The following is a 23,434-nucleotide window of genomic DNA, read 5'->3' on the forward strand; positions in this document are numbered from 1 at the left end:
GGGCAGATCACTTGAAGCAGATCTCTGCCCACTTCTCCACCGACAACGGGCCTTTGATGGTCTGCAGCAGGATCACGCCCGGGCGACTGGCTTCGAAGCGATAGGCGCTGCCGACCGGCAGCAGGCATTGATGGCCGCGCTTGAGCAGGAGGTAGCCCATCGGCTTGCCCGCCGGCATTTCACCCGCCAGGTGAGTGCCCTCGCCGGCCTTCAATGGCGCATCGAGCTTGAGGAAGTCCACGCGCACTTCACCGTCCATGACGATGGCGAACTCGTCGTGTGCTGCGGTGTACCAGGGCGACTGGCCTTCGGCGCGCAGGGTTTCGACGACGTAGCCGAGGTTGTAACCGACCACGACCTTTTCGTAAGGGCTGGATTGATCGGCCACTTCAAAAATATTGGAAAAGGCGTAGTGACTGGCCTGGCCGCTGATGATTTCAACCGACCCTTTGGTGTAGTTGTCCAGCGAGCCGAAGACCGTTTCGATTGCAGCGCTACTCATGGTTTTCACCGTTTTGTTGTTGTAGTAACAGTGAGCTAACAGTACGTCGCACTACCTCGGTGAACAATTAGAGGACCGGCGACAACAGTGTTTGCGAAACGCAAACACTGGTGCCACCTCAATCCCTGTAGGAGCGAGCCTGCTCGCGATGGTCGTCAACGATAACGCGGGCTGTTTGAATCCCAGCGTTGTCCTGGCGTTTTTCGCGAGCAGGCTCGCTCCTACAGGGGGACGCGGTCACGTTAGATCAGGTCGGCCCGGAGGCCGCCTCGCCTTGGCTTTGGCTTTTGATCTTCTTGCCCCCTCGAGAGGCCGAGCGCAGGTTCTGCGCAGTGGGCAACCCGGCATGGATGCCGGGTTAGCCGCGTACGGCCATGGATGGCCGATCGCGGCGGGCCCTGTAGGAGCGAGCTTGCTCGCGATAAACGACAGAACACCGCGGGGTGTCAGGCTGCCAGCGTTATCGTTGACGACCATCGCGAGCAAGCTCGCTCCTACAGGCTTTTCAAAGTAACCCGCTGTAAAAGCGGAACCGTTAGTGGCCGTTACCGCAAAAACGGATATGTACACAAAAAAACGTCGCCAGACACAAAGCCTTCGCAAGCAGGCTCGCTCCTGCAAGGTTTGGGTGTGTTTAGACTCAACGAACCCAGCCACGCTCCAGCAAGGGCTTGTCCCAGCATGGCTCATCGCCGAAGTTGTCCACCAGAAAGTCGATCAACGTACGGACTTTCAAGGCCCGGCGCTGGGTGGCGGGATACACCGCGGAAAAGTTGAAAGAGGACAAGGCATATTCCGGCAACACCGGAATCAGCCGGCCGCTGAGCAAGTCATCGCTGGCCACCAGGGTCGGCAGGCAGACAATGCACACACCGGTCTGCGCGTAATCGCGCAGCAAATGCACCGAGTTCGAACGCACCTGGCCCGGCAGGCTCAGCTCCACCTGCTCGTCTTCGCGGGTGAAGATCCAGCGGTTGCGCGATGGATAGCCTTCGTACAAGGCGATCTTGTGTTGCAACAACTCCTGGGGATGGGTGGGCACGCCGAACTCGTCGGCGTAATCAGGCGACATGCAGAACAATCGGCGCACGCTGAACAGCTTGCGCTCGATCAGGGTTTCGGCCATCGGCGGGAACATCTGGAACGCCACATCGAAACCTTCTTCGATGGGGTCCACCACGCGGTCGTTGACGATCACGTCGACCTCGATGTCCGGATACAGTCGGGTGAACTCGGCCAGCATGCGGCCAAAGTGACCGATGGCAAACCCCGGCAGCATCTGCACCCGCAGCTTGCCGGTGGGTTTGGCCCGCAGTTCGCGCATGTGCTCGGTCAGCGAGTTGAAGCCCGCGACCATGTCCGCGCACTCCTTGTAGTACGTCTCGCCCACTTCGGAGAGCCGTACATGACGGGTGCTGCGATGAAACAGCGGCGCGTTGATGAACTGTTCCAGTTGCTGAATACGGTGGGTGATCACCGAGCGGGTCACGCCCAATTGCTGGGCCGCCTTGGCGAAATTGCCCGTTTCGGCAACCCGCACAAAGGCTTCGACACTGAGTAAACGATCCATGGGGCAGGTTCTCTGGAGGCTTTTGTTCTTGTATAAACAGCGGAGGTTAGCTTGTCCCTCCACATCCCGAGCGAAAACCTGTCTGTAGGAGCGAGCTTGCTCGCGAAAAACCAGAGGGCACCGGGTGAGTCAGGTTTCCCGCGTCATCGTTTGCCTCCATCGCGAGCGAGCTCGCTCCTACAGGTCATGGCCGGGATTGAACAGACAAACGTCTCTGCATCGGGAAAACCTGCCAGCCCAGGCGTTCGCTGATCAGCCCCCACACCCCTTGCGGGGCCTTGAGCATCATCACCACCGCCACTACGCCGAGGATGATCATGTACACCGCACCGTACTGCGCCAGGCAGCCGCGCAGCACGAAGTAAATCAGCGTGCCGATCAATGGGCCTTCCAGGGTGCCGATACCGCCGATGATCACGATGAAGATCACCACCGCCGTCCAGTCCTGCAGGTTGAACGCCGCGTCCGGGGAAATTCGCAGTTTTTGCAGGAAGATCAGCGCCCCGACCACGCCCGTGCACCCGGCGGCCAGCACGTAAACCATCAGTTTGGTGAGGAACGTATCGACACCGAGACTGCCGGATGCCGGCTCGGAATCACGGATCGACGCCAGCGCCAGCCCCTGTCGCGAACGCAGCAAGAAGAACACCACGGCCACAGCGGCAATGGCGATGGCCAGCGCGGTGAAATAGATCAGCGTTTCGCGTCCGTCCCGGTCATTACCGATCTGCCGAACAATCGCCGCCGGCAGACTTTGCCCCGAGCCGCCGCCGAGGCTGCTCATCTGCGCCAAGCCCAGGCGAAACACTTCTGCTACCACCCAGGTACCAATGGCGAAGTACGCACCGCGCAGCCGAAACACGATCAGCGCCGTCGGAATCGCCAGCAGCGCGACCAACACGCCAGATAGCAAGACGGCGAACAAGGGCGGCACGCCGAACCGGGTGGCCAGCATAAACAGCAAATAACCACCCAAGCCAACGAACGCTTGTTGTCCGACCGAGACCATGCCGGCGTAACCCGCCAACAGGTTCCACATTTGCGCCAGTGCCAGGTAATACGCGAACTCCACCACCAGACGCAGACTGGCACGATCCGCCCAGAGCGGCGCGCTGAACAGCACCAATACACAGAGCCCCAGCAAGGACAGACCAATCGTGCTGCTGGTGGTCGTGCGTTGTACGCGCCAGGCCAACGCGGGATTATTCAGGGCATTCATCAGTCGACACTCCGGGGAAACAGGCCACGCGGACGCACGACCAGGATCAGCAGAAACACAAGGTGACCGGCGAGGATTTGCCAACCGGGATCGAGCTTCGCGCCCAGGGCTTGCGCGACACCGAGAATCACCCCGCCTGCCAGCGTGCCCCACAAACTGCCCAGGCCACCGATGATCACCGCTTCGAAACCGTACAGCAGGCGCGCCGGCCCCACGGTGGGATCGAAGCTGGTGCGAATCGCCAGGAATATCCCGGCAATCGACACCACCGCCATCGCCAGCGCCATGGCCAGACCGAAGATGTGCGCGTTATTGATGCCCATCAGCCGTGCGGTGTGCTGGTCATCGGACGTGGCGCGAAACGCCCGGCCCAGCGAGGTCTTGTAGAACAGCAGTTGCAGGCCGCCGATGATCAGCAACGCACTGGCGAACACGATCAGCGGCATCACCCCCACACTCAAGCTGCCGATGCCGACACTGGCCACCTCAAGATCGCCTTGGGACAGCTTCTGGCTATCGGCGCTGAAAAACTCCAGCAAGACGTTCTGCACGATGATCGACAGACCGAACGTCACCAGCAACGGCGGCAGGATGTCCGTGCCCAGCGTGCGGTTGAGCAACAACCGTTGCAGCAGATAGCCGAAACAGAACATCAGCGGCACCACGATCAGCAAGCTCGCCAGCGGGCTGAACCCCAGATGAGTGACCACCAGCAGCGCCAGGTACGACGCCAGAACGATGAAGTCGCCGTGGGCGATATTGACCAGGCGCATGATGCCGAACATCAGCGACAGCCCTACCGCGAACATCGCGTACAGGCCGCCGAGCAACATGCCTTGAAGCAAAGTATTGAGCCATTCCATCACTAGATCCCGAAATACGCGGCTTTGATTTGTGCTTTGTCCGCGTCCCCAGGGCGCCCGGTCAGGGACACGCGCCCTTCCTGGAAGCAGTAGAAACGGTCGCAGACACTCAGCGCCTGATTGATGTCTTGCTCAACGAGAATCACCGTGGTGCCGTCGGCCTTGATCGAGGGCAGCGCGGCGTAGATGTCCTTGATCGTCGTCGGCGCCAGGCCCAGGCTGATTTCGTCGCACAACAGCAAATGCGGGTTGGCCATCAGGCCCCGGCCAATCGCAACCATTTGCTGCTGGCCGCCGGACAGAGCAGTGCCGGGTCGTTTGCGCAGTTTTTCCAGCACCGGGAATAGCTGATAGATGCGTTTCAGCGTCCATGGTCCCGGGCGTTTGCTGTAGGCACCGATCAGCAGGTTTTCTTCGACCGTCAGCGAGGGAAACAGCTTGCGGCCTTCCGGCACCAGCGCGATGCCCCGCTCCAACACCTGATTGGCCGCGAGGTCACCAATGGCCTGGCCCTTGAAGTGGATCGCGCCGGGCTGGTTTTTTATCAGCCCGGCCAGCGAACGCAGGAACGTCGATTTGCCCGCGCCGTTGGAGCCGATGATCGCCACGGTTTCACCGGCGTCAAGGGTCAGGCTGATGTCGAACAACGCTTGAAAGTCGCCGTAACCGGCACAGAGTTTTTCAATGGTCAGCATGCGTCAGCTCCCGATGCCCATGTAAATGTCCTGGACCCGAGGGTCGGCCATGACACTGTGCGGCTCGCCTTCGGCCAGTTTGGCGCCGAAGTTGATCACCGTCAGGCGACTGACCACCGCCAGCAAGGCATGCACGATGTGCTCGATCCAGATGATGGCAACACCGGACTTGTGGATGCCTTGAATGGTTTCCACCAATGCCAGGCATTCTGGTTCGGTCAGGCCTCCGGCAATTTCGTCGAGCAACAACAGACGCGGCTGGGTCGACAAGGCCCGGGCCATTTCCAGGCGTTTGCGGTCGAGCAAGGTCAGAGAGCCGGCCAGCACGTTGGCCTTGCGCATCAGGCCGGTGAGCTCCAGTGTTTGCGCACACCACTGACTGGCTTCCTTGTCACGCAACCGCGCACCGAAGGTCGCGCCCACCAACAGGTTCTCGAACACGGTCATTTTCACGAACGGATGCGGAATCTGATGGGAGCGGCCGATGCCTTGCTGACAGCGCTTGAACACCGGTTCGCGGGTGACGTTGCGGCCTTCGAAATGAATCGTGCCTTTGTCCGCCGCCACACCACCGGCGATCAGGTTGAACAGCGTGCTTTTACCCGCGCCGTTGGGGCCGATGATGCCCAGGGCCTCACCCGGTTGCAGGTTCAGGTCGATTGCATCCGTGACCTTCACCTGGCCGTAGCTCTTGTGCACATCGGTCATTTGTAGAAGTGGCTGTTGCATGGTGCACCCGTGTCCTTTTGCCCAATCAATACGTAATGGCCTGCATCTCACCGCCCAACGGAATCGCTGGCGCAGTGGCATTGCTGGTCACGATCAGGTCGTATTTGTTGTCCTTGCCCAGTCGCCACTGGCCGCTGACCAGAGGCGTCTTGGCGACGTTCTTCACCGGTCCGCCGTTCCAGTTGATCGGCCCGACCACGGTGTTGAGGTTGGTCTTGAGCAAGGCATCGCGGACTGCGTGCGCATTACCGACTTCTTCGGTGCGCTTGAGGATGTCCACGGCCAGTTCGAACAGGGCATGCACGAACCCCAACGGTTGCGTCCACTGCTTGCCGGTAGCCTGGGTAAAACCTTGGGCCAGTTGCCCGGCGCTGGCGCCGGTCAATGACGAGCTGAACGGATGCGTCGGGCTCCACCAGATTTCGGTCGACAGATTGTTGCCGGCCTTGCCCAATGCCTCGACTGCCGTCGGGAACAACAATGCCTTGCCCACCGACACGGCTTTCGGATTGAAGCCTTGCTGCCGGGCCTGGGTCCAGAACGTGCTCAGGTCCGGCGGGATGACCACACCGGTGACGATCTCGACGTCGGCCTTTTTGAACGCGGCAATCTGCGCGGAGAAATCGTCGGTCAGACTCTGGAAGCGGCCAGGATCGACCAACTGAAAACCCTTTTGCGCCAGTACCGGCGGGAAACCGAGCTTCTGATCGCCCCACGCATTGCCATCGCCATCGTTGGGGAACAGGCCGCCGACAATTTTGTTGGACGGCATCGCCCCCCACATGGCGCTGTAGGTACCGATTACATCTTCCAGCCCCCAGAAGAAGTGGTAGGTCCACTCAAAGCCCTGCTCCGGCTTGCCGCCACGGGTGAAAAACCACGGTTGCCACGGTGCAACCGTGGAGATGCAGGGAATCTCGTTGATCTCGCACTGGTCGGAGACCGGGTTGGTGGTTTCCGGGGTCGACGACACCAGCATCAGGTCGACCTGATCCGAGAGAATCAGCTCGCTCGCCACTTCCGCCGCGCGGTTGGGGTTGGACTGGCTGTCCTTGACGATGACCTCCAGGCGATAAGCCTTGCCGGCCACGGTGATCGAGTTCTTCAAGACTTGCTTGAGCGACTCGATGATGTAGTTGTCGGCAGCCGCAAAGGGCGCCAACGGCCCGGTCTGCGGGCTGACATAACCGAGCCTGATCACCCGCTCGCTGCCGATGGCAAAGTTGAACGGCAGGCTGGACAGCGCCACGCCACCGGCAGCAACGCCGGTACTGCGAAGAAAATCTCGGCGGGAGAAGCCGCGGCCAAACAGGTTCTTGTCATTGTTATCTGTCATGTAAGTACTCCAAAAGCCTGGACGAACAGGGTCGCCACGTGTGGCTCAGCCAACACGCAGGGTCAGGGGGTAAACCATTGAAATCCGTTTAGAAGAAGAAGCTGACGTCGAATGACGCGACCACTTGCGAGTCCTTTTGCCCGTCGGCATAGGCATCGCGGCCGGGGCCGGAATGGATGTCGTAGCGCAGTTCCGGACGCAGGCGCACGTTGGGTGTCGGCGTCCAGGCCAGGTTGGTGGTCACACCGTAGAAACTGCCCCAGGTCGGATCGGGAATCCCGGTGTGCGGGTCGATATTGGCCATCATCACGTGCACCGGTGCATCGGTGTAGAACCACTCGGCGCGGCTGTTCCACATCAGGTTTTCGCTGAGCTTGTGGTACCAGTTCACGTCCGTGCCATACCATGTGGCGTCGTTTTTGTTGGCAAACCCGGCGAAGGCACCCTGCTCCTGCTTTCCGTAGTTCAACTCCAGCGCCACGCGATTGTTCGGGTCGAGCACTTGCGACAGGGTCAGGTAAGACGCCAGGCGTTTGAGATCGTCATCCTTGGTGCCCGCCGGCAGCGGCGAGCCACAACTGCATTCGGCGAAGCTGTCGCCGGCGCCGTTGCCGTAGATGTTTTCCCAGTCGATCCAGGTGCCGAAATCCGCCGAGCGCCAGCGCACGTTGGCGATGACGTCCGGCGAGTGATTGGGGTCTTGCAGGTTGTTCCAGCCCTGGACGACGCCCAGCTCGAAGCCGAGCATGCTTTCGCCAGGTTTCGAAGGCAGTTTGAACGAATACAGCGCGCCGGCATGTTTGGCCGGGCCGTGCATGAACGAATAGGTGTGCGAGTAGAAGTCAGTCGGTGCCGGGGATGGCAAGGCGAAGCCGATTTCGTTTTCCAGCGGCGTGTGGAAAATCCCGATCATCAGGTCTGAACCGCCGAGCACCGGAAAGTAGAAGTCGGCGTACGCCTGGGCGATGGTGAATGCCGGATCTTCGGCTTTGTTTTCGCGGTTGACGCCCAGGTCTTCGTCCCAGCCGTAGGTTTTGAAGAAGCGCGCGTCTTTGCCGTACAGCGCCGTGACATTGAAGCCCCAGTCAGCCTCTTGCGGCATGGCCCCGGGAAACGGCCCGACGCGGCCGATCACATTGCTCTTGGGTTTTTTCTCCACGGCCAGGGCGAACTGGTTGAGGTTCACACCTTCGTCGGTATTGAAGAAGCTTTGCTTGCTGACGTCATCCGTGCCGTTGTTGTTATAGATCACACCGGCCTGAGCCCAGCCGTAGACCTTGATCCCATGTTCACGCTCAAGGCTGTCGCCGAACACACTGCGTACCAGCGACCCCATCGGATCGTCTGCGGCGCAAGCCATTGAGGGGAACAAAACGTTGGCACCCAGAACGGGTGCGAACAGGGCTGCTGCACAGCCCCATGCACGAATACTCATACCTGCCTTCCTTATTTTTATTAGGCGCCAATCCCCCGAAGGGGCATGTGGCCGAAAGCAAGGTATGACGTCTTGATGAGCCCTGGCTTGAGCTCCACCCGATCGTTGGCGGATCGTGGTGTTCGGCGTAATGGAGGCTACAAGCCAGCCACTACGCCAACAATTCCATTCTCGGCGACTTCAGTGTTTGCGTATTCAGAACAATCCTGGAGCGGGGAAAGCTGAACCTGTGGGAGCGGGCTTGCTCGCGAAAGCGGTGTGTCAGTCGCCATCCGAGTCAGCAGACAGATCCTGTTCGCGAGCAAGCCCGCTCCCACAGGGGGTTGTGGTGTTAGTCAGGCATTGGTTGCCAGCGGATACAGCTGCTCATCGAACTGCGACAGTTTCGGAAACACCAGCGGCTGATCATCGCTCAGGTGTTGCAGGCGGCGGCTGTAGTCGTCGAGGAAGCCCTTGCGCGCTTCATCGCTGATGTATGGCACATGCCAGGCCACGAAGGGTTCCAGCACATCGAACCCGACGTAAGCCAGCGTACCGCGCAGGATCGGCCGCAGCATGTCCTCCAGCGGACCATGAATCGCGCCCTCGCCAAACATGTGTTCACGACCGCCCAAGGTCACGGTCACCAGTGCTTTCTTGCCGGCCAGGCCACCCTGGTCGTAGAAGCGCTTGCCGCCATAGCAGATGCCGGACACCAGCACCCGGTCGATCCAGCCCTTGAGCATGGCCGGGGCGGAGAACCAGAAGATCGGGAAGTTGAGGATCAGCAGGTCGGCCCACAGCAGTTTGTCCAGCTCAGCCTGGATGTCCGCCGCCAGCGACTGGCTCTTCACGCCCAGGCGTTGTTCCAGGGCATAGACCAGGTATTCGGGGTTTTCCCGGTTCGAGAAGTCGGCATCGCTGGCTACCGGGTTCCAGTTCATTTTGTACAGGTCGCTGACCTGCACTTCGTGGCCCTGGGCCTGGAGGGTGGCGACAGCCTGGTCCCGCAGGGCGGCGGTGAAGGATTGCGGCTCCGGGTGAGCGTGGACGATCAGTACTTTCATGGTGGTTCCTTAGACTTGTTCCAGCGAATCGGTTGAAGGTGTAGAGGCGCGCGTGGCCAGCAACCGGTCGAGCCAGTCGGGGTCCATTTGCGGTTCGGAAGAAAACAGCAGCCCGGTGTAGTCCTGATGCGGCGGGGTGAAAATCTGGCTGCGCGAGCCGTGGTCCACCACCCTGCCCCGTTGCATGACCAATACCTCATCGGCAATCGCCCGTACAGTAGCGACATCGTGGGTGATGAACAGGTAGGCCACACCCAGTTGTTGCTGGATGCGGTTGAGCAATTTCAGTACGCCTTCAGCCACCAGTTGGTCGAGGGCCGAGGTCACTTCGTCGCAGATGATCAGTTGCGGTTCGGCCGCCAGGGCCCTGGCGATGCAGATGCGTTGTTTCTGCCCGCCGGACAGTTCCCGGGGCTGGCGATCCATGAAGGTCGCCGGGTCGAGTTCGATCATCTCCAGCAGTTCGGCAACCCGGGCGCGCATGGCCTTACCCTTGAGGCCCAGATAAAACGTCAACGGCCGGCCGATGATGTCGACGATGCGCTGCCTTGGATTCAGCGCCGTGTCGGGGATCTGGTAGATCATCTGGATGCGCCGCAGTTGTTCCTTGCTGCGTTGGCGAAAGTCCGCCGGCAAGGGTTCACCGTCGTACAGCACCTGGCCGTAAGTCGGTGGCAGCAAACCGGTGATCAACCGCGCGGTGGAGCTTTTGCCACTGCCGGACTCGCCAATCACCGCCAGGGTCTGGCCGCGATACAGCTTCATGGAGACGTCGTGCAGCACCGGTTGCTGGCCGTAGCTGGCGCAGCTGTTGCGCAGTTCCAGCAAGGGTTGCTCCTGTTGCGGGCACGCCTTGGGCTCTGTGCGAAAACTGCGCACCGCCCACAGCGACTTGGTGTAGTCCTCCTGCGGATCGCCGAGCATCTGCCGGGTCTCGGCCTCTTCCACCAGCTTGCCGTGGCGCAGCACCATGATGCGGTCGGCCATCTGCGCCACCACCGCCAGGTCGTGGCTGATGTAGATCGCCGCACTGCCATAGGTCGCGACCGCATCGCGGATGGCCGCCAGCACTTCGATCTGGGTGGTGACGTCCAGCGCGGTGGTCGGTTCGTCGAAGATGATCAGGTCCGGATGGCAGGCCATCGCCATGGCCGTCATCACCCGCTGCAACTGGCCGCCGGACACCTGATGCGGATAACGCTGGCCGATGGTTTCGGGATTGGGCAGGCGCAGCACCCGATACAATTTCACCGCGTCGCGCATGGCCTGGTCGCGGCTCATGCCGCCGTTTTTCACAGCGGTTTCGACGTGCTGGTCGATCAGTCGATGGGCCGGGTTGAACGAGGCTGCCGCGCTCTGCGCCACATAGGCAATCCGCAGGCCCCGCAGTTTGCGCAGGGCTTCAGGTTTGGCGTTGAGCAGGTCGATGCCGTCGAAGTGCACCGAGCCGCCGGTGATCCGGCAGCCGTCGCGGGTATAGCCCATGGCCGACAGGCCGAGGGTCGACTTGCCCGCGCCGGACTCGCCGATCAAGCCCAGCACCTCTCCCCGTTGCAGCGTCAGGTCGATGCCCTTGATCAGCGGATGCCAGGCGTCTTCGTAATGGCCTTCGATGTGCAGGTCGCGAATTTCCAGCAATGGTTTGGTAGTCGTCATGTTCAGCATTCCTTGAGGCCGCTGGATTTGTGCAGCATCCAGTCGACGACGAAGTTGACGCTGACCGTGATCAAGGCCACGGCCAGGGCGGGCAACAGCGGACTGATGTCGCCGAAGGTAATCAGCACCGCGTTGTCGCGCACCATGCTGCCCCAGTCGGCGGTGGGCGGCTGGATGCCCAGGCCGAGGAACGACAGCGCACTGATAAACAGGAACACGAAGCAGAAGCGCAGGCCGAACTCGGCAATCAGCGGTGCCGCCGCGTTCGGCAGCACCTCGCGGGTCACCAGCCACCACAGGCCTTCACCACGCAGGCGTGCGGCTTCGACGAAGTCCTGTACCACCACGTTCATCGCCACGGCACGAGACAGGCGAAACACCCGGGTCGCATCCAGCAGTGCAATCACCAACACCAGCGACGTCGCCGTGGTGCCGACCACGCTGAGGATCAGCAAGGCGAAGATCAGTTGCGGAATGGCCATCAGGATGTCCACCACCCGCGACAAGCCCTGATCGACCCAGCCGCCCTTGATCGCCGCGATCAGGCCGCTCAAGCCACCGAGCAGAAACGCCAGGACAGTGGTGAGGAAGGCGATGCCCAGGGTATTGCGCGCGCCATAGACCAGGCGGCTGAACATGTCACGCCCCAGGTTATCGGTGCCCAACAGGAACTGCCCGCCCCAGGGTGCGAAGCCCTCGCCCACCACTTGGGTTTCGCCGAACGGCGCCAATACCGGTGCGAAGATAGCCACCAGCACGTAAAGCAGGATCATCGACAACCCGAACCTGGCGCACAACGGCGCCCGCCATACTTGTTTCAACAGGCTCATGGTCTACCCCTTCGGATGCATCAGGCGTGGGTTGCTGGCAATCGACAGCACATCGGCGCTGGTGTTGAGCAGGATGTAGGTCGCGGCGAAGATCAGGCTGCAAGCCTGCACCACCGGGATATCGCGCTTGGCCACCGAATCCACCAGCAACTGGCCGAGCCCCGGATAGACAAACACCACCTCGACCACCACCACGCCGACCACCAGGTACGCCAGGTTCAGCGCCACCACGTTGACGATTGGGGCCAGGGCGTTGGGCAAGGCGTGACGGAAGATGATCCGCGACTGGCTGATGCCCTTGAGCCGGGCCATTTCGATGTAGGGGCTGGCCAGCAGGTTGATCAACGAGGCGCGGGTCATGCGCATCATCTGCGCGATTACCACCAGGCTCAGGGTCGCCACCGGCAACACCGAGCGTTGCAGTACCGTGCCCAACGAGGCATCCGGCGCCAGGTTGGAAATGCTCGGGAACCAGTTGAGCTTCACCGCGAACACCAGGATCAGGATGTAGGCAACGAAAAACTCGGGGAACGACACCGCGCTCAGGGCCGAGGTGTTGAGCAACCGGTCGAACCAGCTGTTGCGGTATAACGCCGCGAGCATCCCCAGCAGCAAGGCCAGCGGCACCGACACCAGTGCCGCCAGCAAGGCGAGGCTGAAGGTGTTGCCCAAACGCGCGCCCACCAGTTCAGCAATCGGGCGCTGGTTGGCCAGCGACACGCCGAGGTCACCTTGCAGCAGGTGCCAGATCCAGTGGCCGAAACGGGTCAACGGCGGCAGGTCCAGCCCCAGTTGCGCTCGATACGCCGCCACGGTTTCCGGGGTGGCCGACTGGCCGAGCATGGCCTGGGCGATATCGCCCGGGAGCATGCCGACGGCCAGGAAAATGATCACTGATACCGCGAACAGCGATAACAGCCCCAATGCCAAACGCTGAAGTAGCAACCTGAAAATACTATTCACCGCGCAATTCCTTGAAATGGGCACATTTGTGATGACTGCGAATTTCCCCTGTGGGAGCGGGCTTGCTCGCGAAGCGGCCCTGTCAGTAAACATTTATGGTGACTGACACACCGCATTCGCGAGCAAGCCCGCTCCCACATTTGATCTTCACTGGCTTGACGATTTTTTACGCCTGCCACCACCGCTCGATCACCCGCAGGCCATCCAGCTCGCCATAGGGCGCGGTCTGCCCGCCGTGCACCACGCGGTTGGAACGTGCCGCCACGGAACTGGCGAACAGCGGCACGATCGCCCCGCCCTCGTCCCGGCACAACGCCTGCATTTCGTTGTACATCTCGCGGCGCAGCGGGTCGTTCATCTCGCCGCGGGCGGCGTTGAGCAGCTGGTTGAAGCGCGGGTTGTCCCAGTGGGTTTCGTTCCACGCCGCGCCTTTGGCGTAGCCAATGCTGAACATGCGGTCGGCGGTCAGGCTGCTGTACCAGAACGAGGTGGTGAACGGCTGCTTCATCCACACGTTGGAGAAGAAGCCGTCCGCCGGCTCGCGCACTACATCGATGTCTATCCCGGCGGCGCGGGCCTGTTCCTTGAACAGCACCGAGGCATCCACCGCGCCGGTGTAGGCCGCATCGGAGGCTTGCAGGCGGACCTTGAGCGAATCCAGACCGGCTTTTTTCAGGTAGAAGCGCGACTTGTCCGGATCATAGGTGCGTTGTTCCAGCGCGGTGTTGATGAAGCGGCTGCCGGGCTGAATCGGGTGGTCGTTGCCCACCAGGCCGTAGCCGTGCAGCACCGAAGCCAGCAGGGTTTCGCGGTTGATCGCGTGCTTCATCGCCAGACGCACGTCATTGTTGAGGAACACCTGGCTGTCGGTGAGCATCGGGAAGGTGTAGTGCTGGGCGCCTTTGGTTTCTTCGATGACCAGGTTCGGGTTGCGCTTGAGCAGCGCGACGGTTTTCAGGTCGACCTTGTTGATCACGTCCACTTGCCCGGTGACCAGCGCATTGACCCGTGCCGCACCGTCGGAAATGGCAATCAACTCGGCGCTGGCGAAGTGTGCCCGGCCCGGTTTCCAGTAATCGGGGCTGCGCTCCAGGGTCATGCGCACGCCCGGCTCGAAGTCCTTGAGGCGATAGCCACCGGTGCCGGCACCGGCCTGCCAGTCGGCCATGCCATCCTTGCCCGGCATGATCGCCAGGTGATAATCGGCGACCACGTAGGAGAAATCGGCGTTACCCGAGTGCAGTTCGAACACCACGCTGTCGCTGCCATTGGCGCTGACCTTGGCCACGTCGCCCAATACAGTCTTGGCCGCCGAGGTGGATTTCTCGCCGAGGTGATGCTGGATCGAAGCGACCACGTCGTCGGCGGTCAGGGTCTTGCCGTTGTGGAAGGTCACGCCCTGGCGAACCTTGAACGTCCAGACACGCGCGTCGGGGGTCGAGGTCCAGCTTTCGGCCAGTTCGGGGATGGCCGTGCCGTCGACGGCAATTTCGGTCAGGGTGTTATAGACCGCCGAGAAGCCGACGAAGGTGAAGGTGTCGGACCAGGAGCCAGGGTCCCTGGAGTCGGTGGTGCTGCCACCGGCCAGGCCCAGACGCAGCACGCCACCGGGTTTTGGCGTGGCCTCCCCGGCAAAGGCGCCAAACGGCAGCCCCATGGAGAACGCTCCGGCCACCGCCGCAGCCGCCGCGCTGTACTTGAGGAAGTCTCTGCGCGGGAAGCTGAATTCATGGTTCGCTTGAGTAATCTTGTTTTTGTTATCGCTCATTGCATTGCCCCTGATCAAACGCTAATGGAATACCAATTCAATGCCACGCAAAGCACCGGGCCAGGGCCCGGTGCATACAACGTTTGAATCGCCAGCCGTCACACCTGGATCGCCTTCACTTCGACGAACTCGTTCAGTCCCTCTTCCCCCCACTCCCGACCATTGCCCGATTGTTTGTAGCCACCGAACGGCGCCTGATAATTGAACGCCGCGCCATTGAGGAAGCACTGGCCGGCGCGCATCTGCCGCCCCAGTTGCAAGGCACGCTCGGCACTGCCGGCCCAGACGCCGCTGGACAGGCCGAACGGTGAGTCATTGGCGATCTGGATCGCTTGCGCCTCATCGGTGTAGGGAATCAGGCACAGCACCGGGCCGAAGATTTCTTCCTGGGCGATGCGCATGCGGTTGTCGACATCGGCGAACAGCGTCGGGCTGACATAGAAGCCGCGCTCGAACGCCGCCGGTGTCTCACCGCCACACAGCAATCGTGCGCCTTCCTGTTGACCGACCTTGATGTAGTCGAGCACGGTGCGCCGCTGCCCGGCCGAACACATCGGGCCGAGGAAACTTTGCGGGTCGAGGGGATCGCCCATGCGCAGGCTCAAGGTTTCCGCCAGCGCCAGTTCGACGGCCTCGGCGTAGCGGCTGGCTGGCAGCAGCATGCGGGTCAGCGCGGTGCAGGTCTGGCCGGAGTTGATCATCACGTCCTGCACGCCGTAGCGCACGGCCGCTGCCAGGTCCGCATCCTCGGCGATCAGCAGCGGCGACTTGCCGCCCAGTTCCAGGCACACCCGTTTCACCGAAGGCGCCGCTGCCTGCGCGACCCGCACCCCGGCGCCGGTGGACCCGGTGAACGACACCATGTCCACGTCCGGGTGTTTGGCCAGTGCTTCGCCGACTTTCGAACCCGGCCCGCTGACCAGGTTGAACACCCCGGCCGGCAAACCGATGTCCTCGATCATCTGTGCCAGCAGGAAGGCGTGCAGCGGCGTGTCCTGGCTCGGCTTGACCACCACCGTGCAACCGGCGGCCAGTGCCGGGGCCAGTTTGCCGATCAACTGGTGCAGCGGGTAGTTCCACGGATTGATGAACGCGCAGACGCCCACCGCTTCGCGAATCACCAGCGAGTTGCCGACTTCGCGCACTTCGTCCATCAGCCCGGCCAGCTCGACGTACTGCTCAAGGCCGAGGATCGGCCCGTCGACCTGCACCGAGCGACACCATTGCACCGGCATGCCCAGTTCAGCGGTGATGACCGAGGCCATCTCATCGGCACGATTGCGCAATTGCTCGGCCAGGGCGCGAATGTAGCCGGCGCGCACACTCGACGGCGTACGCGACCATGAATCGAATGCCCGGCGGGCCGCCGACACGGCATTGTCGACATCGCGCTCATCGCCCAGCGGCACGCTGCCTGCCACTTCTTCGGTTGCCGGGTTGATCACCTCGGCGATGCCCCACCCCGACGGTTTTTGCCAGCGGCCATCAATAAACAGTGTCTTGTAATCAAGCATGAACCTGGGCCTCCATCAGTTCTCGGGCACAACGGGCAATGCGCTGGCAGGCGTCGCGCAGCGGTTCGGCGCCGACCACCAGACCGAGTCGAATGTGCCCCGCCGCGCTCGGACCAAAGGCCTCGCCAGCCAATACCGAGACGCCGTGGCGATCCAGCAGCCGGTCGGCAAACGCCTGGGCGCTGAGCCCGGTTTGGCGGATGTCGAGCATCACGAACATGCCGCCATCAGGCTTCAACGGCCGCACGCCGGGGCAATCGGCCAGGCTGTCGCACACCAGGTCGCGACGCTGGCGATAGGCTTCGCGCATGGCTTCGAGTTCCGGCAGGTTGCTTTCCAGGGCCACCACGGCGGCGTCCTGAATGAAATCCGGCGAGCCGTAGAGCATGCATAGCGCGAGGTTTTCCAGGTGCGCGGCCAACGATGGCGGCGCCACCACCCAGCCGACGCGCCAACCGGTCATGGCGTGGGATTTCGACAGACTGTTGAGGGTCGCCGTGCGCTCGGCCATGCCCGGCAGGCTAGCCGGGCTGACGTGTTCGCCTTCGAACAGCAATTCGCTGTAGACCTCGTCGGAAATCAACCACAGGTCGTGGGCGATGCACAACTCAGCCAAGGCGGCCCACGTGCTGCGCGGCAGACTGGCGCCGGACGGGTTGTGCGGGCTGTTCAGTGCCAGTGCCCGGGTGCGTGGCGTGATGCGCGCGGCGACATCCTCGGGCAACACACGAAAGCCGTTTTCCGAGCGCACCGGCACCGGCACCACCACGGCACCGCAAGCACCAAACACTGCTTCGTAGGTGACGTACATCGGTTCGGCGACGATCACTTCGTCACCCGGATTGAGTACACATTGGGCCACGCTGAACAGCGCACATTGCGCCCCGGCCAGCACGGTGACCTGATCCGCCGAAACGGTTTGGCCGCTGCGTTGTTGATGGCGCCTGGCGATGGCTTCACGCAGGGCACGCTTGCCGCGCACCTCGGCATAGTGCGTGTTGCCGCTGCGCAGGCTGTCGATGGCACCCTGCACGATGGGCTGTGGCGTGTCGAAATCCGGGTCGCCCACGGACAGCAGCAAAATGTCTTCGCCCTGTTCGCGCAGCGCCAGGGCGCGGTAGTGAATATCCCACGCGGCGGCGCCATCACCGGCGATACGTTGAGTCAGATCGGAAAAGCGCATGGCCTTCCTCCTATAAACATGATCCCTGTAGGAGCGAGCATGCTCGCGAAAAACGTTAGGGCAACCCGGTCATTCAGACAGCGCGCGTAATCGTTGACGTCCATCGCGAGCGTGCTCGCTCCTACAGTGAACTCAGCGAACGCAAGCATGCTTGAGCTCAATCAGGGTGACGCCGTTGCGAGTGAAGCCATGGCGCAGGTCGGTTTGCAGTTCCGCGAGGTTCTGCGGCTGGGTCACGGTGCAGCCGAACGCACGAGCGAGGGCGGCGAAATCCGGGTTACGAGGCAATACGCCGATGGGCTCGATGTTCAGGCCGAGCATGTCGTCGCGGATCTGCCCCAGCGCATCGTTGTTCCACAGCAGCACCACCAGCGGGCTGTCCAGTTCCTCGACGGCGGTCGCCAGTTCCTGCGCGGTGTAGAGGAACCCGCCGTCGCCCACCAGCACCAGCCCCGGTCGCTGCGGCGCGCCGAACTTGGCGCCGATCCCGGCCGGCAGGCCGTAACCCAGGGTGCCGTAGCCGGTCGGGTGCAACCAGCTGCGGGTGGCGGCACTGTCAAAGGCGTAGTTGCCGGTGTAGGCCAGTTGGGTCATGTCGGTGCTGATGAACGCGTTTTCCGGCAGTTCCGCAGCGATTCGGTCGAGAATCGATTGATGGATGGACTGCAACGGGCCATGGCTGGCCTTGACCGCTTCGCGCAGTGCGGCAACCGAGGCAATGGCTGCGCGAGCGTCGCGCACGTCGGACGGCAGGCGCTCGAGCAAACCGCTGAGGGTTTGTTGCGCGTCGCCATGCAACGCCACCGCGCATGGGTAGAAATCATTGAATTTGCGTGGGTCGATATCGACGCGCAGCAGTTCGCCATTGACTGGCAGGCGTTCGCGCCAGAAGTCGGTGTCGGCCATTTCGGTGCCGACCGCCAGCACCACATCGGCCTCGGCAATCAGATTCCAACCCGGTTCCACACACAGCGAGGAGCCGGCGTTGAGTGGCGCACCCGGCGGCAGCAAGCCCTTGCCGGCGACGCTGGTGAACAGCGGAGCAGCAAGTCGGGTGCTGATCTCTTGCAGTTGCGAAGTGGCGTTGAGTGCACCACCACCGGCGATGATCATCGGGCGTTTCGCCTCGTTGAGTTTGGCCACGGCCTGATCGATTGCAGTGGCGGCCGCCGGACCACGCCCCGGACGACGCACCACGTCGTTGCTCCAGTCACGCGCGATCGGCGCCGACAGCACATCCAGCGGCACCGAGATGTGCACCGGGCGCGGCCGCTCGCTGTCGAACACCGCGTAGGCTCGGGCGATCAGTTCCGGCAGGTCTTCGGCGGTCAGTGCCACTGCGGAAAACGCGGTGATCGGCGCTGTCATTGCCCGCTGGTCCTGACACTCGTGCAGGCTGCCCCAGCCCTTGCCGAGGCTGGCGCTGTGGTTGACGCTGGAAATCACCAGCATCGGGATCGAGTCGGCGTAGGCCTGGCCGATGCCGGTGGCGGCGTTGGTTACGCCCGGGCCGGTGATGATGAAGCACACGCCGGGTTTGCCGCTGACCCGGGCGTAGCCGTCGGCCATGAAACTGGCGCCCTGTTCATGGCGGGTCAGGACGTGGCGAATGCCACTGCCGGGCAAGCCGCGATACAGCTCCAGGGTGTGTACGCCGGGGATGCCGAACACGGTATCGACGCCGTAGTTGGCCAACAGGCGCACCAGCGCCTGGCCACCGGTCAAGGTTTTGCTTTGCATGTTCATGTCCTCACTCATGGCCGAGGCGAATCAACGCATCGACCGCGGTCGTGCCATGGGCACCGACCAACAATGGGTTCACATCGAGCTCCAGCAATTGCGCGGCGTTTTCGCAGGCGTAGTCGGCCACCGCGCGGATCGCCGTTACCAGGGCGTCCAGGTCGGCCGACTCGCGGCCACGGAAACCTTGCAACAACGGGGCACTGCGCAGGCCAAGCAAGGCATTGCGGATGGCGCCGTCGGTGGTCGGCAGCAGCAGGCTGCGACTGTCCTTGAGCAGCTCGACCAGAATGCCGCCGGCACCGATCACCAGTGCGAGGCCGAAATCGTTTTCGCGCTTGATGCCGACGATCAGCTCGGCCAGTGGCGGCCTGGCCATCGGCTCCAGCAACAGTTGATCGAAGGCCACGTCCGGGGCGTAGGCTTTGATGCTGGCGCGCATAGTGTCCAGCGCGACACTCAAGGCCGCGTCGTCCTTGAGGTTCAGCGCCACGGCACCGGCCTCGGTCTTGTGAGGCAGCTGTGCGCTGACGGCTTTCAATACCAGCGGATAGCCCAGCGACGCGGCGTCCTTCAGGGCATTCTGCGGAGTGCTCAATACGCCGTTTGGCGTCGGCAGGCCAAAGGCTCGCAAAGCCTGTTTGGAATCCCATTCATTGAGCAAACGCCCCTCACCGTCCAGCGCTTGCGGGCACAGCGGGACCAATGCCGATTCGCCCAGCGCCAGCAACGCCTGGCGTTTGCGCTGATAACCGGCGATGCGGCCCCACGCGGCCAGCCCGTCTTCAACGCCCTGCAATGCCGCGACGCCTTGCGCGTGCAAACGCTCACGGGCATGGGCCGGCAGCAATTCGGGGAAGGCCGAGGTCACGAAACCGGTCTTGCCGTGACGCGCCAGTGCCGCGTAGTACAGCTCCAGCAGCAGGTCGCATTCCTTGCGCTCGCCGGTAAACTCCGCCGGATAGTCGAGCACCAGCATCGCCGCGTCGGCTTCGGTACGCAGTGCGCTGTCGAGCATGCGGTTCAAGGCTTCGCCGTCGCCCCAGATTGCCGTGGTGAAATCCAGCGGGTTGACCAGGTTGGCGTAGCTCGGCAACACCTGGGCCAATTCACCCACCTGACCGTCGTCGAGCTTGGGCAAGCCCAGGTCATTGCGTTCGGCGTAGTCGGCAATCAGCCCGGCGTCACCACCGGAACAGGCCAGCGCGATCAGGCTGTTGCCCGCTGGCAGGTTGCCGCAGGCCGCGGCCTTGAGGGTTTCGACAAAACTCACCGGGCCGCTGACGCGGATCACCCCGAGGCGATCGAACAGCGCGTCGTACAGTGCATCGGAGCCGGAGAGCGAACTGGTGTGACTCAAGGCCAGCTCGGCGCCGATCTGCGACACGCCGGTTTTCAGGGCAATGATCGGGATGCCCTTCTCCAGTGCCTTATGCGCGGCGCGGGCGAAACCCGGCACGTTCTTCAGGCCTTCGAGGTGCAGGCCGATGGCGGTGACCCGAGGTTCGTCGAGCAACACGTCCATCAGTTCAGCGACACCCAGTTGCGCCTGATTGCCGACCGAGGCCATGTAGGCCACCGGCAGCGAGCGGTCGCTCATGGACAGGTTGTAGGCGAAGTTGCCGCTCTGGGTCAGCACTGCCACGCCCTTCTCCACCGCTTTGCCGCCATGGGCCACCGGCCACAGCGCGGAGCTGTGCAGGTAGTCGAGCAGGCCGTAGCAGTTGGGGCCGAGCAAGGCCATGTCGCCAGCGGCCTCGAGCAATTGCTGTTGCAGGGCCTGGCCTTCGGCGCCGGTCTCGGCGAAACCGGAGGCGTAGCAGATCGCGCCGCCCGCGCCGATGGCGGCCAGTTCGGCCACGCAGGTCAGGGTCAGTTCGCGGTTGGTGGCGATGAAGACTGCATCCGGCCCGCATGGCAGATCGGCAATAGTGCGCACGCAGGGTACGCCTTCGAGGCTGTCGTGTTGCGGGTTGACCAGCCACATTTGCCCTTGGTAGCCACCTTCGGCACAGCGCTTGAGGGCACGCGCCATGCTCCGGCCGCCGACAAACGCCACATGTTGCGGCGCGAGCATGCGTTTGAGGTTGTCACGAATGGTTTGGGTCATGGGAACTCTCCGGACCGATCAGCGCAGCAGCGGCCGCAGCAGCTCGCGGGAAATGATGTGGCGCTGGATTTCCGAGGTGCCTTCCCAGATCCGTTCGATCCGCGCGTTACGCCAGATGCGCTCCACCGGACCTTCGTCCATCAGGCCCATGCCGCCGAAAATCTGCACCGCCTCATCGGCGGTACGGCCGAGCACTTCACTGGCGAACAGCTTGGCCATGCCGGCCTCGCCATCGGTCATGGTGCCCTGGTCCATTTTCCACGCGGTGTGCAGGGTCAGCAGTTCGGCGGCGCGGATTTGCGTGGCCATGTCGGCCAATTTGAACGACACGCCCTGGTAGGTGCCGATCGGCTGGCCGAACTGCTTGCGGTCTGCCGCCCATTGCAAGGACACGTCCAGCGCGCGCTGGGCCTGACCGACGCAGTTGGCCGCGACCATCACGCGCCCGGCGGTCAGCCAGGCGTTGGCCACGTCCCAACCCTTGCCGACTTCGCCCAACACTTTGCTGGCCGGTACGCGGCAGTCGTCGAAGAACATTTCGAAGGTGTGGTAACCACGGTTGCTCACGCACTTGGGCCCACGGCGGATGGTCATGCCCGGGGTGTTGCGGTCGACCAGGAACGAGGTCACGGCATTGCGCTTCTTGCCGTTGTGCTCGTAGGTGTCGGTCACGGCGAAGACGATGGCGAAGTCGGCATGGCCGGCGTGGCTGATGAAATGCTTGCTGCCGTTGAGAATGAAGTCGTCGCCTTCACGCACGGCGCGGGTCTTGATCGCATTGGCATCGGAGCCGGCACCCGGCTCGGTCAATGCGAAGCAGTCGATCTTCTCGCCCTGGATGCACGGCAGCAGGTAGTCATTGATCTGCTCGCCCTTGCAGGCCATGAGGATTTTCGACGGCCGCGCGACGAACACGTGCAGCGCCCAGGACACCTTGGACAGTTCACGTTCGATCAGCGCCTGGGACAGGTAATCCAGGCCACCACCGCCCACTTCTTCCGGCATGTTGAAGGCGTAGAAGCCGGCGGCAATCGCCTTGCCGCGAATCTGCGCGGCCAGTTCCGGGGACACCTCGTCGGCGCGGTCGACTTGCTCTTCATAGGGCAGCAGTTCCTTCTCGACGAAGCTGCGTACCGAGTCCACCAACATTTCTTGTTCTTGGGTCAGTTGGAAATTCATGGTGCTACCTGTTGTTCGTGTGCTGATAGAGGTGTGCAAAGCGTTCGCTATTAGCGGCCGATGAAGCGTGCCGGGCGTTTTTCCATGGCGGCGCGCAGGGCTTCGTTGCCGTCCTCGCTGCGACCGCAGAGCAGGCCCGCGGCGAGTTCGGCCTGCAGTTGTTCCGCCAGGCTGCGTTCGGCGCCTTCACGCATGAGTTTTTTGGTCTGGGCGAAGGCAAAGGTCGGTCCGGCGGCCAGGCGTGCGGCCAGTTCACTGGCTGCGGTCAGCAGTTGCTCGTCGGCGCAAACTTCACCGACCAGGCCCGCGACCAGGGCACGCTCGGCGCCCCACAACTCATCGAGAAACAGCAGGCGCTTGGCCTGTTCGCTGCCGATCAGGCGCGGCAGGTGCCAACTGGCGCCCGCATCCGGCGAATACGCCATGCTGGTGTAGCCGGCCTTGAAGCGGGCCGATTGCCCGGCGATGCGCAGGTCGCAGCACAGGGTCAGGTCCATCCCGGCGCCGACGGCAGTGCCGTTGATGGCGGCGATGGTCGGTTTTTCCAGGCTGTGCAGGCGGGTCATCAGAGCGTGGGCGGTTTCGGTCCAGCCGTAGGTTTCCAGCGCGCCCCGGGCTTCGGCATCAGCCCATTCATCGAGGTCGGCACCGGCGCAGAAGCTGCGGCCGCTACCGGTCAACACCACCACGCGCACCGCAGGGTCGGCGTTGAAACCGTCGAGCAAGGCGTGCAGGTTTTTCAGCGTCGGAATGTCCAGCGCATTGCGCTGGGCAGTGCGATTGAGGGTGATCCAGGCAACGCCTGCTTCGACCTGGCTGAGCAGCGACGATTGAGTGGTCATGGGAATCCTCGAATTATTGTGATTGGTCTGAGGTGATGCGACTTGAGACCATACTAAACGAGTGTTCAGTAAGGCGGCAATTGGTGGAGAAATGGGCTGTAACAAGCTCAGCAGATGGTTAAACCATTGTTTTTATTGAGCTATTTCAAAAATGGCGGGCATAAGCCGTTGGTGTTGTTACAACTTCGAACAACTGGTGACACAGGACATGTCGCATGTTCTCTCATCCGCCTCAAAACACCTGTAGGAGCGAG

19 protein-coding genes are annotated in these 23,434 nt (G+C 62.5%); all 19 read right to left on the reverse strand.

The features are described 5' to 3' along the window. Positions 1–7 precede the first annotated feature (7 nt). A complete protein-coding gene (locus tag AC06G5_RS16670) occupies positions 8–502 on the reverse strand; it encodes a cupin domain-containing protein (RefSeq protein ID WP_413428801.1) in 495 nt (164 codons plus the stop codon). A 640-nt stretch (positions 503–1,142) separates the two neighbouring features. Further along, positions 1,143–2,072, reverse strand: a complete 930-nt coding sequence (locus tag AC06G5_RS16675) for a LysR family transcriptional regulator (RefSeq protein ID WP_322617901.1) — start codon at positions 2,070–2,072, stop codon at positions 1,143–1,145. Positions 2,073–2,256: 184 nt separating this feature from the next. Then, the gene (locus tag AC06G5_RS16680; RefSeq protein WP_480457635.1) at positions 2,257–3,291 is read right to left on the reverse strand and encodes a branched-chain amino acid ABC transporter permease; all 1,035 of its coding nucleotides are present in this window, start codon (positions 3,289–3,291) and stop codon (positions 2,257–2,259) included. Then, complete coding sequence (locus AC06G5_RS16685; RefSeq protein ID WP_413427985.1) at positions 3,291–4,154, reverse strand: branched-chain amino acid ABC transporter permease; 864 nt, start codon at positions 4,152–4,154, stop codon at positions 3,291–3,293. Before AC06G5_RS16685 ends, AC06G5_RS16680 begins: the two co-directional genes overlap by 1 nt. A gap of 2 nt (positions 4,155–4,156) precedes the next feature. Next, positions 4,157–4,849: an ABC transporter ATP-binding protein gene (locus AC06G5_RS16690; RefSeq protein WP_413427984.1), complete on the reverse strand. Its 693-nt coding sequence runs from the start codon at positions 4,847–4,849 to the stop codon at positions 4,157–4,159. Between the two features lie 3 nt (positions 4,850–4,852). Beyond that, the gene (locus tag AC06G5_RS16695) at positions 4,853–5,578 is read right to left on the reverse strand and encodes an ABC transporter ATP-binding protein (protein WP_413427983.1); all 726 of its coding nucleotides are present in this window, start codon (positions 5,576–5,578) and stop codon (positions 4,853–4,855) included. 25 nt (positions 5,579–5,603) lie between these two features. Then, entirely contained in the window at positions 5,604–6,914 is a 1,311-nt protein-coding gene (locus AC06G5_RS16700; RefSeq protein WP_413427982.1) for an ABC transporter substrate-binding protein, read from the reverse strand. Between the two features lie 88 nt (positions 6,915–7,002). After that, the gene (locus AC06G5_RS16705) at positions 7,003–8,349 is read right to left on the reverse strand and encodes an outer membrane beta-barrel protein (RefSeq protein ID WP_480457638.1); all 1,347 of its coding nucleotides are present in this window, start codon (positions 8,347–8,349) and stop codon (positions 7,003–7,005) included. Positions 8,350–8,684: 335 nt separating this feature from the next. Then, complete coding sequence (locus AC06G5_RS16710; protein WP_413427980.1) at positions 8,685–9,395, reverse strand: NAD(P)H-dependent oxidoreductase; 711 nt, start codon at positions 9,393–9,395, stop codon at positions 8,685–8,687. Between the two features lie 9 nt (positions 9,396–9,404). Then, positions 9,405–11,051 carry an ABC transporter ATP-binding protein gene (locus AC06G5_RS16715; RefSeq protein ID WP_480457640.1) on the reverse strand — a complete coding sequence of 549 codons (1,647 nt, stop codon included), beginning with the start codon at positions 11,049–11,051 and terminating at the stop codon, positions 9,405–9,407. Positions 11,052–11,053: 2 nt separating this feature from the next. Then, positions 11,054–11,881 (reverse strand): ABC transporter permease, encoded by an 828-nt coding sequence (locus tag AC06G5_RS16720; RefSeq protein WP_480457642.1) that lies wholly within the window; start codon positions 11,879–11,881, stop codon positions 11,054–11,056. A 3-nt stretch (positions 11,882–11,884) separates the two neighbouring features. Continuing rightward, a complete protein-coding gene (locus AC06G5_RS16725) occupies positions 11,885–12,844 on the reverse strand; it encodes an ABC transporter permease (RefSeq protein ID WP_413427977.1) in 960 nt (319 codons plus the stop codon). Positions 12,845–13,010: 166 nt separating this feature from the next. Continuing rightward, positions 13,011–14,612 carry an ABC transporter substrate-binding protein gene (locus AC06G5_RS16730; protein ID WP_413427976.1) on the reverse strand — a complete coding sequence of 534 codons (1,602 nt, stop codon included), beginning with the start codon at positions 14,610–14,612 and terminating at the stop codon, positions 13,011–13,013. Positions 14,613–14,710: 98 nt separating this feature from the next. Then, positions 14,711–16,126 (reverse strand): aldehyde dehydrogenase family protein, encoded by a 1,416-nt coding sequence (locus tag AC06G5_RS16735; protein ID WP_480457645.1) that lies wholly within the window; start codon positions 16,124–16,126, stop codon positions 14,711–14,713. After that, a complete protein-coding gene (locus AC06G5_RS16740) occupies positions 16,119–17,309 on the reverse strand; it encodes a pyridoxal phosphate-dependent aminotransferase (protein WP_480457647.1) in 1,191 nt (396 codons plus the stop codon). The genes AC06G5_RS16735 and AC06G5_RS16740 overlap by 8 nt, the downstream gene beginning before the upstream one ends. Before the next feature lie 132 nt (positions 17,310–17,441). After that, a complete protein-coding gene (locus AC06G5_RS16745) occupies positions 17,442–19,049 on the reverse strand; it encodes a 5-guanidino-2-oxopentanoate decarboxylase (protein WP_413427987.1) in 1,608 nt (535 codons plus the stop codon). A gap of 10 nt (positions 19,050–19,059) precedes the next feature. Beyond that, positions 19,060–21,159 carry an acetate--CoA ligase family protein gene (locus AC06G5_RS16750; RefSeq protein ID WP_480457649.1) on the reverse strand — a complete coding sequence of 700 codons (2,100 nt, stop codon included), beginning with the start codon at positions 21,157–21,159 and terminating at the stop codon, positions 19,060–19,062. A gap of 18 nt (positions 21,160–21,177) precedes the next feature. Next, the gene (locus AC06G5_RS16755; RefSeq protein ID WP_008021395.1) at positions 21,178–22,338 is read right to left on the reverse strand and encodes an acyl-CoA dehydrogenase family protein; all 1,161 of its coding nucleotides are present in this window, start codon (positions 22,336–22,338) and stop codon (positions 21,178–21,180) included. A gap of 50 nt (positions 22,339–22,388) precedes the next feature. Beyond that, complete coding sequence (locus tag AC06G5_RS16760) at positions 22,389–23,180, reverse strand: enoyl-CoA hydratase/isomerase family protein (protein ID WP_413427972.1); 792 nt, start codon at positions 23,178–23,180, stop codon at positions 22,389–22,391. Positions 23,181–23,434: the final 254 nt, after the last annotated feature.

Source organism: Pseudomonas sp. WT-JTC (genome assembly GCF_056711565.1).